Origin of the sequence: Burkholderia sp. MSMB2157WGS, from assembly GCF_001532755.1 — a bacterium.
Lineage (GTDB): Bacteria > Pseudomonadota > Gammaproteobacteria > Burkholderiales > Burkholderiaceae > Burkholderia.
In genome coordinates this window covers 110191-124128 of sequence record NZ_LPJG01000046.1, presented here as the reverse complement: position 1 = coordinate 124128, position 13938 = coordinate 110191, and the positions used below count along the sequence as shown (strand labels likewise).

Below are 13938 nucleotides of genomic sequence, written 5' to 3'. Positions count from 1 at the left end.
GAATCCGCCTCGCCTGACAACTCAACCAAGCCGGAAATCTCCACTTCCGACCGGGACTAATTCTGGTTCAGGGTCACACCCTCGGACGCGTTGATCTTCTACATGAGCTCCGGCAGTTCTGCCTCGCTGACGCGCTTCATGTGCACGACAGTACCTTCAGCGCGCCTCGGAGGTCAGGCGCCGGATCACGCTCTGCCCGGCCGGTGGCGATGGCATATCGAAAGATTTGCTCGTTGCTTGAATCGCTTTGTGCGTGAGCTCAATCGCGTCACGCGCCTCGATCTTTCGGATGACTTCAAGCCGAGATCTCGGCGATCGGGCGTCCACCGAGCACTGGAAACAGCTCGCGCTCGAGAAGCTTCATGATCCGGTCCGCACGACGCTCGCTCCATGCATCCCGGCGTTTCTCGTGCCCTTCCCGGGCAATGGGCTCGAACGAGTTTTCACGATCGAGGCTACGTTGGAGCTTGACGCGCTTCTTTTCGTGCGACGGATCAAGGCCGGCACGCAACTGGACAGTCGCCTCATCGCGCGCCTTTCGCGCCGCGAGGATCGAGACGGCCGGATACACACCGAGGGCAACACGCTTTTCCTTTCCGTCGACTCGATACTTCTGGCACCAGTACTTCGACCCGCTCGGCATGACCTCCAGGTACATGCCTGGCCGTCGGCCAGCTTGTAGGTTTTTCGCGAGGTTTGGCCGCACGGACAGCGACGTCAGTAAGGGGCATTTGGTCATGGGGGGGGCATTTTGATGCCCCCAGATCAGAAAAACTGCCCCCTACGATTCCCCCTGATTTCGTGGGCATCAATGGGAAGTGTTGGGCGACCATTGAAAGAAAAAGCCCCGCGAGTCAATGAATTGCGGGGCTTTTTGGTCAACGATGGGAATCGTTGGGAGATACTTTGGTGCGTGAGGCCGGACTCGAACCGGCACACCCTTGCGGGCGTCAGGACCTAAACCTGGTGCGTCTACCAATTTCGCCACTCACGCGCATTTCCGTCGCCTGACCGCGCGGGACGCAAGATGCGTGCTCCACGCGCCCGGGACTTCACGCCGGCCCGAAAACCGGCACGCCCGATCAGGCGAGCGCGAGATTCTACCCGATCCGTGCGGGCTTGTCTCGCCCCGCCGGCGCCCGTCGTGCCGCGGTGCTAGAATGCCGCGCTCGACGTTTCGGCAGCGCGCCGCCGCGCGTCCCCCGAACCCGCCCCAACCGATTCAGCCCGTGAACTTCGACGACTACTGTCAGCAAAAGGCCGCCCCCGCAGGCTCCAGCGTCTACTACGCGCTGCGTCAGGCGCCGCTCGCCACGCAGCCGCGCCTGACCGCGCTGTTCGCGCTGCGCCGCGAACTCGAGGAAACCGTCAAGGAAACCAGCGATCCGACCGTCGGTCACACGAAGCTCGCGTGGTGGCACAAGGAACTCGCGGCACTGGCCGACGGGCAACCGTCGCACCCCGTCACGAAGGCGCTCGCGCAGCATCACCCGGAGATCGCCGCCGAGGCCGATGCGCTGCGCACGCTCGTCAACGGTTACGGGATGGACCTCGAGCAGGCGCGCTACCTCGATTTCGCGAACCTGCAGCGCTATATCGTGCAGGTCGGCGGCACCTTCGCGTCGCTGGTTGCGCGCGCCAGTTCGGCGCACCCGGCCGACCCGCAGCCATGGGCCGCGGACGTCGGCCGCGCGCTGATGCTCGCGCAATTCGTGCAGGAGCTCGGCAACGACGCGCGCCACGGCCGCATCTATCTGCCGATCGACGAACTGCAGCGCTACAACGTGACCGCGGCCGACCTGCTGAACCGCCGCTACAGCCCGGCGTTCACCGAATTGCTGCAATTCCAGACGACCCGCGCGCGCGAAGCGCTCGCGGCCGCCGATGCGGCGATTCCCGCCGCCGAACGCCGCGCGCAACGCACGCTGCGCGCGCAGATCGCGCTGGCCGGCGCGCTGCTCGACGAAATCGCGCGCGACGGCTACCAGGTGCTGCATCAGCGCATCGCGCTGACGCCGATCCGCAAGCTGTGGATTGCGTGGCGCGCCGCGCGCCGCCGTTGAGCCGCGCGCATCACGCCTTCAGCAGCGGTAGCGTGTCGAAACGCTGCTGCAGCACGCGCGTCGCGTCGAGCCCCCACCAGGGCCCGAGCACGGTCGCGTAAAGCTGGCGGAAATCGACCGCGACCGGCAGGTTGCCGTTGCCGTCGAGCCGCCCGAGCGCGGGCGGCGCACCGTACAGCCCGCCCGCCACGCGGCCGCCCATCACGAAATGCGGCGCGGCCGTGCCGTGATCGGTGCCGTTGCTCTGGTTCTCGCGCACGCGCCGGCCGAATTCCGCATACGTCATCACGAGCGTCTCGTTCCAGCGCCCGAGTTCGATCAACGCCGCGCGCATCGCGCTCATCCCGTCCGCGAACTGCTTGAGCAGCGCGGCGTGCTGCCCCGGCTGGTTCTGGTGCGTGTCGAAGCCGTTGAGCGTCAGGCGCAGCACCGCGACACCGTCCTGCGCGCCGGGCCCGGACGCTTCGCACGCGGCCAGCACCTGCATCGCGGTCTTCACCGACGTGCCGAACGCGCCGGCCGGAAAGGCCGTCCTGAATTCGCGCATCCCGCCGCGCGGGCGCAGCCGGTCGGCCGCCTTCACGATGTCGTTCTCGACGTCGATGATGTGCGCGAGCGCCGGGTTCTGTTCGCGCAGCGACGACGGCTCGGCGAGCCGGGCCGCACGGATGAACTGCGCGGGATTGACGAGCGCGATCGCGCGCGCGCCGTTCGACAACGGCCCCATCTCGGCGCTGCCGAGCACGACGCCGTCCGCCGCGAAACCGGGCGGCACGGGCGCCTGCGCGAACGTGCGCGTGAGCCAACCCTCGTGCAGGTACTGATCCGAGCGCGACGCGGTGTCCCAGATCTCGATCGAGCGGAAATGCGACAGGTTCGGCTGCGGATAGCCGACACCCTGCACGACCGCGACCTGCCCGTCGCGCCACAGCGGCATCAGCGGCGCGAGCGACGGGTGCAGCCCCGTCTGCGCGTCGAGCTGCAGCACCTGCTCGCGCTTGATGCCGATACCGCGCCGGAACGAGTAGTACAGTGGGTCCGCATACGGCACCACCGTGTTGAGGCCGTCGTTGCCACCCTTGAGCTCGACGAGGATCAGCACGTTCGCATACCCGGCCGCAGGCTTTCGGCCGGCCTGCGGCGCGGCAGCCGCCGCCGCGGGCGCCTGCCACATCGACACGCCGGCCGCCGCCGCGGCGCCCGTCAGCGTCAGAAAATCACGTCGGTTCATCGCACATCCTTTGGTTCGCCGCCCGCGGCCGCCGCCCGCTTCGTCGTCGTTCGCATCATTTCAGTTGATAGGCCGGATCCATCAGCAGCGCCTCGAGATACGCGCTGCCGGTCGAATCCGTGTCGATCGCCGCGACCGGCGAGAGTTGCAGCACCGCATGCTGCAATTGCAGCTCGGTGGACAGTCCCGCGATCGCCTGCGGCCGCGCACGATACTGCGCGAGCCAGCGCTCGAGGTCGAAACGCAAGCCGCCGCGCGCGGGCTTCGCGGGCATGCCGCGCAGGCCGGCGGCGGACGCCGCGTCGGCCACCGGCATCGCGTGCGCGCTCGGCGACGGCGCGATCGCACGGGCCGGCGGCCGCATGCCGGCCGTCTCGGTCGCGCGGAACAACTGCTCGACGAACTGCTTGCGCGACAGCAGCGTCGTGCTGTTGATCCACAACGCGCCGCCTGGCCAGCCCTTCACGTTCGGCGGATAGAACAGGTTCTGTCCGAGCGTGCGCACGGTGTTCGCGAGCATCTGCGGATCGCCGTACGCCACGTCGAACAGCCGCACCGAGCCGACCACGAATTCCGCCGGCGACTTGACCAGCACGCCGCGGTTGCGCGGATCCCAGAACGCGTCGGTCGACCACAGCGCGGCGAGCGCCGCGCGAATGTCGTAGCCGCTCGCGCGAAACCGCTCGGCCACCGCGTCGAGCGCGCGCGGCTCCGGCGTATCGGACACGAACTCGCGCCACAGCTTGGCGGCGATGAAGCGCGCGGTGTCCGGCCGCTTCAGCAGGATGTCGAGAAAGCCGTCGCCGTCGAACGGCCCGGTTTCGCCGAGGATCGTCTTGTCGCCGGCATCGTGCCATTCGGGCCGCACCGCGAAGCGCAGCGTGTCGGGATCGACCGTCCAGCCCGTCATCGCGCGCGCGGCCTCGGTCACGTCGTGTTGCGTGTAATGCCCTTCGCCGAGCGTGAACAGTTCCATCACCTCGCGCGCGAAATTCTCGTTCGGGCGGCCCTTGCGATTGCTCGCGCCGTCGAGATACTGCAGCATCGCCGGATCCTTCGCGACCGCGTGCAGCAGCGAGCCGAAGTTGCCGAGCGCCTCGCGGCGAAACAGCGCGTTCTGCGCGGCCATCGTCTGCGGGTAAGGCACCTTGTCCTGCCCGGACGTGAAATGCCCGTGCCAGAACAGCGTCATGCGCTCGGTGAGCGGCGACGGCGTCGCGACCATCTCGTTAACCCAGGCCGCACGCAACGCATCGTAGCGGCGATTGCGCTCGCGCTGCTCGTCGCGCCGCATGTCGGGCGTCAGCGCCTGGCGCTGCGCGCGTGTCGGCGGCGGCTCGGCGAGCCAGTCGGGCCACGTCGTGACGGGTTCGCGCCGTGCACTGCCGAGCGTATCGGCCACGACCTGCGCGCGCGTCATGCCGACGATGCGCGCGACTTCGGCGGGAGCGGGAGAAAAACCGGTGCGACCGAGAAAAAACACCGCGTCGTCGGCATCGAGCGGCGACTGCATGGCAGGCGACGGCGCCGGTGCGGCAGCGTTCGCTTTCATCGTCATGGACTCCCGGAACGCACCGGCGGTGCGGATGCCCGTACAACGGCATTCGGCGGCCGAAAGTTGACGGAAAAAATGCTACGAATTCTTTCCGCGCGGGGATTTCCGCGCAACGCGAACGACGGCACGCATCAGCGCTTGTACAACTCGCGCACGGCGTCTTCGATGTGCTGGCGCAACAGGTGCCGCTCTTCGGGCGTCATGTGCCCGTCGCGACGGCGCTGTTCGAGATCGGGAGGCACGGCGGAACGGGCCGTCATATCGGCGGCGCGATCGGGCTGCGGCGCTTTGCCGCGCGGCAGCTTGCGCGACGATGCGCCCTGCTCGGGGCGCTGCGCATACGCGAGGTTCGACGCATACGGACCGGCAAGCGCGATCGTCAGCATCAGTGCAATCCGGGCAGATCGCATGACCGTCCTCGCTTCTTTGGTCGATTTGTTCCCTTCGTCACGCGGCAACCGGCTACCTCTGGTACTTGAAAAACCCTGCGGAATTCGGGTGTACAAAGATGAAAGATGGAGTGCAGGGGAGTATCTACCGAATTTCGGCTTCGAGTAAAGGAATCTCTATAGCGTGCCTTTACTCGGCGCGACACTACGGGTAAATTTTGTAACCGACTGTAACGCACGAAAATACGCGGCCGTGCGCCAATTCCCATTCGCGATAAGATGCCGATCATGGAAACGAAAAACCCCTCCAAGATTCTCGTCGTCGACGACGACCCTCGCCTGCGCGATCTGCTGCGCCGCTATCTCGGCGAACAGGGTTTCAACGTCTACGTCGCGGAAAACGCGACCGCAATGAACAAGCTCTGGGTCCGCGAGCGTTTCGACCTGCTCGTGCTCGACCTGATGCTGCCCGGCGAAGACGGCCTGTCGATCTGCCGCCGGCTGCGCGGCAGCAACGACCGCACGCCGATCATCATGCTCACCGCGAAGGGCGAGGACGTCGATCGCATCGTCGGCCTCGAGATGGGCGCCGACGATTACCTGCCGAAGCCGTTCAATCCGCGCGAACTGGTCGCGCGCATTCATGCGGTGCTGCGCCGCCAGGCGCCGGCCGAACTGCCGGGCGCACCGTCGGAAACCACCGAGGTGTTCGAGTTCGGCGAATTCTCGCTGAATCTCGCCACGCGCACGCTGACCAAGTCCGGCCAGGAAATTCCGCTGACCACCGGCGAATTCTCGGTGCTGAAAGTGTTCGCGCGTCATCCGCGTCAGCCGCTGTCGCGCGAAAAGCTGATGGAGCTCGCACGCGGCCGTGAATACGAAGTGTTCGACCGCAGCCTCGACGTGCAGATTTCGCGCCTGCGCAAGCTGATCGAACCGGATCCGGGCAGCCCGCGCTTCATCCAGACCGTCTGGGGCCTCGGCTACGTGTTCATCCCGGACGGCGCCGCCTGAGCTTTTTCCTTCCCGGTTTCGCCCCGCCCACGGCCCGTCCCATGCGTATCGACCGGCGCCTTCTGCAGCTCGCGTTCGGCGGGCTGTTCTGGCGCACCTTCCTGCTGATCGCGCTGCTGATCTCGGTCAGTCTCGCCGCGTGGTTCCAGAGCTTTCGCGTGATCGAGCGCGAGCCGCGCGCGCAGCGCGTCGCGCTCCAGCTCGTCGCGGTCGTGAAACTCACCCGCACCGCCCTGCTCTATTCCGATCCCGACTTGCGGCGCGCGCTGCTGCAGGATCTCGAGAGCAACGAGGGCGTGCGCGTGTACCCGCGCGAAAAAACCGACAAGTTCACGCTGCAGCCCGACGAATCGCTGACCCGCCTGATCGAACACGACATCCGCAGCCGCCTCGGCGACGATACCGTGATCGCGCAGTCGGTCAACGACATTCCCGGCGTGTGGATCAGCTTCAAGATCGACGACGACGATTACTGGGTCGCGCTCGATCGCGACCAGCTCGACAACGTCACGGGCCTGCAGTGGGCCGGCTGGGGGCTGTTCGCGCTCGCGCTGTCGCTATTCGGCTCCGCGTTCATCACCAGCCTCGTGAACCGGCCGTTCTCGCGGCTCGCGCTCGCCGCGCGCCAGGTCGGTTCGGGCCAGGCGCCCGAGCCGCTGCCCGAGCGCGGGATGGGCGTCGCGGCCGAGACCAACCGCAGCTTCAACCAGATGGTGCGCGACCTCGAACAGCTCGAGGCCGATCGCGCGCTGATGCTCGCGGGCATCTCGCACGACCTGCGCACGCCGCTCGCGCGGCTGCGGCTCGAAACCGAGATGAGCCCGTCCGACCAGGCGACCAAGGACGCGATGGTCGACGACATCGAGCAAATGGACCGCATCATCGCGGCCTTCATCGACTACGCGCGCCCGTCGCAGCGCAAGCCCGAGCCCGTCGATCTGTCGTCGGTCGCGCAGGACGTCGCCGCGCGCGTGTCGGGCGAGGACGGCGTCGAAATCCGCACGCGGCTCGCGCCGAGCGCGATCATCGAAGCCGACGAGACCGACATGCGGCGCGTGATCGGCAACCTCGTCGAGAACGCGCGCAAGTACGGTCAGAGCAAGCAGGACGGCATCTCGCGCATCACGCTCGAGACGCGCGTGTCGCATGCGCGCGTCGAGCTGTCGGTGAGCGACGAAGGCCCCGGCATCCCCGAGGATCAGTTGCCGCTCGTGATGCGGCCGTTTTACCGCGTCGACACCGCGCGCACCAAGGCGGACGGCACGGGGCTCGGCATGGCGATCGTGCTGCGGCTCGTCGGCCGCTACCGCGGCGCGCTGCGCCTGCGTAACCGCCACCCGGAAGCCGGCCTCGAAGTCACGCTCGAATTCCCCGGCGCCGGCAAGGCGCGTGCGACCGCATGACACGTTCGCGCACGCATCTTGCGCGTCACACTATCGATCCGGTTGACAAAAGCTATGAAGGTCGTTAGTCAAAATCTATTGATGCGGCGCATCAATAGTGTTATAGTCATTTTCATGCTGTCACATCATCGTTGCAGCACCGAGGTAGCTTGACTCAGTCTTCTTCCCAACTCACACAGGAGTATCCGCATGAAAACCGTGGGCGATAAACTCGAAGCTTTCACCGTCGTAGCCGCGAAGCCGGGCTTCAACAATCACGAGGAAAACGGCCAGTCGGCGTTCGAGACCATCACCGAAGCGTCGTTCCCGGGCAAGTGGAAGATCATCTACTTCTATCCGAAGGATTTCACGTTCGTGTGCCCGACGGAAATCGTCGAGTTCGCGAAGCTCACGAAGCAGTTCGAAGAGCGCGACGCCGTCCTGCTCGGCGGCAGCTCGGACAACGAATTCGTCAAGCTCGCATGGCGCCGTGAGCACAAGGACCTCGACAAGCTGAACCACTATTCGTTCGGCGACGTCAAGGGCGAACTGATCGACCAGCTCGGCGTGCGCGACAAGGAAGCCGGCGTGGCCCTGCGTGCAACGTTCATCGTCGATCCGGACAACACGATCCAGCACGTTTCGGTGAACAACCTGAACGTCGGCCGCAGCCCGGAAGAAGTCCTGCGCATTCTGGACGGCCTGCAAACGGACGAACTGTGCCCGTGCAACCGTGCAGTCGGCGGCGCAACGCTGTAAGCGCATCGATGCACGAAGCCCGCGGCGCACGTCCTGCCTGCGGGCTTTTTTAACGGCCAACCCATAGGAGATATCAATGGAATTCATCGACTCGATTAAGGCACGCATCCCCGACTACGCGAAGGACATTCGCCTGAACCTCGACGGCACGATCTCGCGCTCGTCGCTCGAAGGCACCGACGCGGTCGGCGTAGCACTGGCGGCGGCCATCGCGGCGAAGAGCACGGTGCTCGTCAAGACGATCCGCGAAGCCGGCGTGCTGTCGCCCGAGGAGACGAACGCCGTGCTGACGGCGGCCGCGCTGATGGGGATGAACAACACCTGGTATCCGTACGTCGAGATGGCCGACGACGCCGACCTGAAGACGCAGCGCGCCGAATTGCGGATGGGCGCGTATGCGACGCACGGCGGCGTCGACAAGCGCAAGTTCGAGATGTACGCGCTCGCCGCGTCGATCGTCGGCAAGTGCCACTTCTGCGTGAAGTCGCACTATGCGCTGCTGAAGAACGAGCAAGGGATGACCGTCACGCAACTGCGCGACGTCGGCCGCATCGCGTCGGTGATCAACGCCGCCGCGCAGGTGATCGCCGCCGAAGGCGAGTAAGCCGCGCCGCCCCACTCGGGGCCGGCTCCGCATGAAAAAAATGCCACGCGCTTGCGTGGCATTTTTGCTTTCCGGCGGGACGCCGCGCGGGCGCCGCCGCCCGGTCGCGGTTTCAGCCCTGCTTCACCAGCAGTGCGGCGGCCTGCGCCTCGATCCCCTCGCCGCGGCCGAGATAGCCGAGCTTCTCGTTGGTCTTCGCCTTCACGTTCACGCGCTCGAGCGGCAGCCCGAGATCGGCCGCGATGTTCGCGCGCATCCCGTCGATGTGCGGCGCGAGCTTGGGCGCCTGCGCGATCACCGTGCTGTCGACGTTCTGGATCGCGAAGCCGGCCGCGTTCACGCGGGCGACGCACTCGCGCAGCAGCACGCGGCTGTCCGCGCCCTTGAATGCCGCATCCGTGTCGGAGAAATGACGGCCGATGTCGCCGAGCGCCGCCGCGCCGAACAGCGCGTCGGTGATCGCGTGCAGCAGCACGTCCGCGTCCGAGTGGCCGAGCAGACCGCGCTCGTACGGAATCGTCACGCCGCCGATGATGAGCGGGCGTCCCGGGACGAGCTGATGCACGTCGTAGCCTTGTCCGATTCTGAAATCCATGCGTAATCCGGTTTGAGATGAGGGAAAAGTCAGGAAGCGTTCGCGGCCCGCGCGAGAATCGCTTCCGCGAGCGCGAAATCTTCCGGGTACGTGACCTTGAAATTGCGCAGGCTGCCCTGCACGACGCGCGGCGTATGGCCGGCCCATTCGATCGCGCTCGCTTCGTCGGTCAGGTCGTGCCCTTCGCGCTGCGCGCGCAGGATCGCGTCGCGCAGCATGCCGATGCGGAACATCTGCGGGGTCTGCGCCTGCCACAGCGCGTCGCGCGACTCCGTGCGCGCGATCGCGTCGCCGCCGGCCGGCACGCGCTTGAGCGTGTCGGCCACCGGCAGCGCGACGATGCCGCCGACCGGGTCGTCCTTCAGCGTCGTGACGAGCGTGCGGATCAGCGCCGGCGTGATGCCCGGGCGCGCGGCGTCGTGCACGAGCACCCAGTCGTGGTCGGTCGCGCCGAATTCGGCCAGCTCCAGCAGCCCGTTGAGCACCGACGCCTGCCGCGAGCCGCCGCCGCAGCGGCGCACCGCGAAGCGCAGGCCCGCGAAGCGGCGTGCGTCGAAATGGGAGTCGTCGGGCGCGAGCACGACGAGCGTCTGCGAGAACTCGCTGCATGCGTCGAACGCGGCGAGCGTGTAGTGCAGCAGCGCGCGGCCGGCCAGCGTGCGATATTGCTTCGGCACGGCCGAGCCGGAACGGCTGCCCGTGCCGGCACAGGGAATCAGGGCGAAAAGTCGGGGAGTCACGAAGGCAAACGCCGGAAAGATGAAATCGAGAAGCGGATTTTATAATAGGTCTTTCGTCTCGACCGGCGCACCGCGCTGCGCCCGTGCACGCCACCCCTGTCGTCCCTATGCCAGATAACGCTTCCACCCCGTCCGCTTCACCCGTTGCCCGCGTCAAGCCCGGCCAGCGCTTCGCCTTCGACGGCGCGCACGGCTCCGCCGACGCGCTCGCCATCGCCCGTTATCTCGCCGACAACCGTCCGGACGTGCCGCTGCTCGCGGTGATCTGCGCGAACGCGGTCGACGCGCAGCGGCTGTCGCAGGAAATCCCCTACTTCTCGCCCGATGCGCGCGTGCGCCTGCTGCCCGACTGGGAAACGCTGCCGTACGACACCTTCTCCCCGCACCAGGACCTCGTGTCGGAGCGGCTCGCGACGCTGCACGACCTCGGCGAGGGCCGCTGCGACATCCTGCTCGTGCCCGCCACGACCGCGCTGTACCGGATGCCGCCGGCGTCGTTCATGGCCGCGTACACGTTCGCGTTCGCGCAGGGCGAGCGGCTCGACGAGGCGAAGCTGAAGGCCCAGCTCACGCTGGCCGGCTACGAGCACGTGAGCCAGGTCGTGCGCCCCGGCGAATACTGCGTGCGCGGCTCGCTGATCGACCTGTACCCGATGGGCTCGCCGCTGCCGTACCGGATCGACCTGTTCGACGACCAGGTCGATTCGATCCGCGCGTTCGATCCCGACACGCAGCGCAGCCTCTACCCGGTGCGCGACGTGCGCCTGCTGCCCGGCCGCGAGTTCCCGTTCGACGAAGCCGCGCGCACGGCCTTCCGCAGCCGCTGGCGCGAAACCTTCGAAGGCGACCCGAGCCGCGCGCCGATCTACAAGGACATCGGCAACGGCGTGCCGTCGGCCGGCATCGAGTATTACCTGCCGCTGTTCTTCGACGAGACGGCCACGCTGTTCCACTATCTGCCGCAGGACGCGCATCTCGTGTTCGCCGGCGATCTGGACGCATCGATCCGCCGCTTCACGGCCGATACGAAGCAGCGTCACGCGTTCCTCGCGCACGATCGCGAGCGGCCGATCCTCGAGCCGCAGCGGCTGTTCCTGTCCGACGAGGATTTCTTCGCGTTCGCGAAGCCGTTCGCGCGCGTCGTGCTGCCCGCGCAGCCGGCCGGCGGCTGGGCGACCGCGCTGCCCGAGCTCACCGTCGACCGCCATGCCGACGATCCGCTCGCCTCGCTGCGCAGGTTCGTCGAATCGTCGGGCAAGCGCGTGCTGCTGACGGTCGAATCGGCCGGCCGCCGCGAGACGATCCTGCAACTGCTCGCCGAGCATCACCTGCGCCCCGCGTCGAACGACCACTTCGCGGGCTGGCTCGCGAGCGACGAACGCTTCGCGCTCGGCGTCGCGCCGCTCGCGACCGGCTTCGCGGTGCCGGGCGAAGGCTATGCGATCGTCACCGAGACCGAGCTGTACGGCGCGCTCGGCCGCCGCGCGGGCCGCCGCCGGCAGGAACAGGCGAGCAACGTCGACGCGATGGTGCGCGACCTGTCGGAGCTGAAGGTCGGCGACCCGGTCGTCCACGCGCAGCACGGCATCGGCCGCTACATGGGCCTCGTGTCGATGGATCTCGGCGAAGGCGAGACCGAATTCCTGCATCTCGAATACTCGGGCGACAGCAAGCTCTACGTGCCCGTCGCGCAACTGCACGTGATCTCGCGCTACAGCGGCGCCGATCCCGACAGCGCGCCGCTGCACGCGCTCGGCTCCGGCCAGTGGGAGCGCGCGAAACGCAAGGCCGCGCAGCAGATCCGCGACACGGCCGCCGAGCTGCTGAACCTGTACGCGCGCCGCGCGGCCCGCGAAGGCCACGCGTTCTCGCTCGATCCGCGCGACTACGTGAAATTCGCGGAAAGCTTCGGCTTCGAGGAAACCCCCGACCAGGCCGCGGCGATCGCGGCCGTGATCGGCGACATGACGAGCGGCAAGCCGATGGATCGCCTCGTGTGCGGCGACGTCGGCTTCGGCAAGACCGAGGTCGCGCTGCGTGCGGCGTTCATCGCGGTGCTGGGCGGCAAGCAGGTCGCGCTGCTGTCGCCGACCACGCTGCTCGCCGAGCAGCACACGCAGACCTTCGCCGACCGCTTCGCGGACTGGCCGGTGCGCATCGTCGAGCTGTCGCGCTTCAAGACCGCAAAGGAAGTGAACGCGGCGATCGCGCAGATCAACGAAGGCAGCGTCGACATCGTGATCGGCACGCACAAGCTGCTGTCGTCGGACGTGCAGTTCAAGCGCCTCGGCCTCGTGATCATCGACGAGGAACACCGCTTCGGCGTGCGCCAGAAGGAAGCGCTGAAGGCGCTGCGCGCGGAGGTCGACGTGCTGACGCTCACCGCGACGCCGATTCCGCGCACGCTCGGGATGGCGCTCGAAGGGCTGCGCGATTTCTCGGTGATCGCGACCGCGCCGCAGAAGCGGCTCGCGATCAAGACTTTCGTGCGGCGCGAGGAAGAAAGCGTGATCCGCGAGGCGATGCTGCGCGAGCTGAAGCGCGGCGGCCAGGTGTACTTCCTGCACAACGAAGTCGAGACGATCGAGAACCGCAAGGCGATGCTCGAGGCGCTCGTGCCCGAGGCGCGCATCGTGATCGCGCACGGCCAGATGCACGAACGCGAACTCGAACGCGTGATGCGCGACTTCGTCGCGCAACGCGCGAACGTGCTGCTGTGCACGACCATCATCGAGACCGGCATCGACGTGCCGAGCGCGAACACGATCATCATGCACCGCGCGGACAAGTTCGGCCTCGCGCAGCTTCACCAGCTGCGCGGCCGCGTCGGCCGCTCGCACCACCAGGCGTATGCGTATCTGCTGGTCCACGATCCGCAGTCGCTGACCAAGCAGGCGCAGCGCCGGCTGGAAGCGATCCAGCAGATGGAGGAGCTGGGCTCGGGCTTCTATCTCGCGATGCACGACCTCGAGATCCGCGGCACCGGCGAAGTGCTCGGCGACAAGCAGTCGGGCGAAATCCACGAGATCGGCTTCCAGCTCTATACGGACATGCTGAACGACGCGGTGAAGGCGCTGAAGAACGGCAAGGAGCCCGACCTCACCGCCCCGCTCGCCGCGACGACCGAAATCAACCTGCATGCGCCCGCGATCCTGCCGGCCGACTACTGCGCGGACGTACAGGAGCGGCTGTCGCTGTACAAGCGGCTCGCGAACTGCGAGCACGGCGACGCGATCGACGGCATCCAGGAGGAACTGATCGACCGCTTCGGCAAGCTGCCGCCGCAGGCGCACGCGCTCGTCGAGACGCACCGGCTGCGGATCGCCGCGAAGCCGCTCGGCATCGTGAAGATCGACGCGAGCGAGGCCGCGATCGGTCTGCAGTTCGAGCCGAACCCGCCGATCGACCCGATGCGGATCATCGAGATGGTGCAGAAGCATCGCCATATCAAGCTCGCGGGGCAGGACAAGCTGCGCATCGAGACGCGCTCGCCCGACCTCGCGATCCGCGTGTCGACGATCAAGGAAACGCTGCGCGCGCTCGGCCCGAAACAGGGGGCGGCCGTCGCGGCGCGTTGACGCGATCCTGACGGGCGCGACGTTGCTG

Annotated in this window: 11 protein-coding genes, 1 tRNA gene and 1 pseudogene; 6 read left to right on the top strand and 7 right to left on the bottom strand. The window is 67.2% G+C overall.

What is annotated here, in order from left to right; all coding sequences use genetic code 11:
* Nucleotides 1–136: 136 nt before the first annotated feature.
* Together WT53_RS34265 and WT53_RS27790 are read right to left on the bottom strand one after the other, a co-directional pair.
* A pseudogene (locus WT53_RS34265) lies at nt 137–643 on the bottom strand (tyrosine-type recombinase/integrase).
* A 264-nt stretch (nt 644–907) separates the two neighbouring features.
* A tRNA-Leu gene (locus tag WT53_RS27790) sits at nt 908–994 on the bottom strand.
* Nucleotides 995–1229: 235 nt separating this feature from the next.
* Between WT53_RS27790 and hpnD the strand changes: the two genes are divergently transcribed.
* Nucleotides 1230–2063, top strand: coding sequence for a presqualene diphosphate synthase HpnD (gene hpnD / locus WT53_RS27785; RefSeq protein WP_034207556.1), 834 nt, complete (start codon nt 1230–1232; stop codon nt 2061–2063).
* A 10-nt stretch (nt 2064–2073) separates the two neighbouring features.
* Here the strand turns inward: hpnD and WT53_RS27780 are convergent, their stop codons facing one another.
* From WT53_RS27780 to WT53_RS27770, 3 genes are all read right to left on the bottom strand, one after another.
* Complete coding sequence (locus WT53_RS27780) at nt 2074–3294, bottom strand: DUF1501 domain-containing protein (RefSeq protein ID WP_034207557.1); 1221 nt, start codon at nt 3292–3294, stop codon at nt 2074–2076.
* 55 nt (nt 3295–3349) lie between these two features.
* Complete coding sequence (locus tag WT53_RS27775; protein ID WP_034207925.1) at nt 3350–4846, bottom strand: DUF1800 family protein; 1497 nt, start codon at nt 4844–4846, stop codon at nt 3350–3352.
* A 134-nt stretch (nt 4847–4980) separates the two neighbouring features.
* The gene (locus WT53_RS27770) at nt 4981–5259 is read right to left on the bottom strand and encodes a hypothetical protein (RefSeq protein ID WP_034207558.1); all 279 of its coding nucleotides are present in this window, start codon (nt 5257–5259) and stop codon (nt 4981–4983) included.
* Between the two features lie 258 nt (nt 5260–5517).
* Between WT53_RS27770 and ompR the strand changes: the two genes are divergently transcribed.
* The 4 genes from ompR (at nt 5518) to WT53_RS27750 (ending at nt 8997) form a co-directional block, all read left to right on the top strand.
* Nucleotides 5518–6252 carry a two-component system response regulator OmpR gene (gene ompR, locus WT53_RS27765; RefSeq protein ID WP_006478565.1) on the top strand — a complete coding sequence of 245 codons (735 nt, stop codon included), beginning with the start codon at nt 5518–5520 and terminating at the stop codon, nt 6250–6252.
* A gap of 41 nt (nt 6253–6293) precedes the next feature.
* Nucleotides 6294–7655, top strand: coding sequence for an ATP-binding protein (locus tag WT53_RS27760; protein ID WP_034207559.1), 1362 nt, complete (start codon nt 6294–6296; stop codon nt 7653–7655).
* A gap of 189 nt (nt 7656–7844) precedes the next feature.
* On the top strand, nt 7845–8393 hold the full coding sequence (locus WT53_RS27755) for a peroxiredoxin (RefSeq protein WP_034207560.1): 549 nt from the start codon (nt 7845–7847) through the stop codon (nt 8391–8393).
* A gap of 76 nt (nt 8394–8469) precedes the next feature.
* On the top strand, nt 8470–8997 hold the full coding sequence (locus tag WT53_RS27750; protein ID WP_006478562.1) for a carboxymuconolactone decarboxylase family protein: 528 nt from the start codon (nt 8470–8472) through the stop codon (nt 8995–8997).
* Nucleotides 8998–9109: 112 nt separating this feature from the next.
* Here the strand turns inward: WT53_RS27750 and ispF are convergent, their stop codons facing one another.
* Together ispF and ispD are read right to left on the bottom strand one after the other, a co-directional pair.
* Entirely contained in the window at nt 9110–9592 is a 483-nt protein-coding gene (ispF, locus tag WT53_RS27745) for a 2-C-methyl-D-erythritol 2,4-cyclodiphosphate synthase (RefSeq protein WP_034207561.1), read from the bottom strand.
* Between the two features lie 29 nt (nt 9593–9621).
* On the bottom strand, nt 9622–10332 hold the full coding sequence (gene ispD, locus WT53_RS27740) for a 2-C-methyl-D-erythritol 4-phosphate cytidylyltransferase (RefSeq protein WP_034207562.1): 711 nt from the start codon (nt 10330–10332) through the stop codon (nt 9622–9624).
* 107 nt (nt 10333–10439) lie between these two features.
* On the opposite strand from ispD, the gene mfd reads away from it, so the two are divergent.
* Nucleotides 10440–13910, top strand: coding sequence for a transcription-repair coupling factor (gene mfd, locus WT53_RS27735; RefSeq protein ID WP_034207563.1), 3471 nt, complete (start codon nt 10440–10442; stop codon nt 13908–13910).
* The last annotated feature ends 28 nt before the right edge of the window (nt 13911–13938 follow it).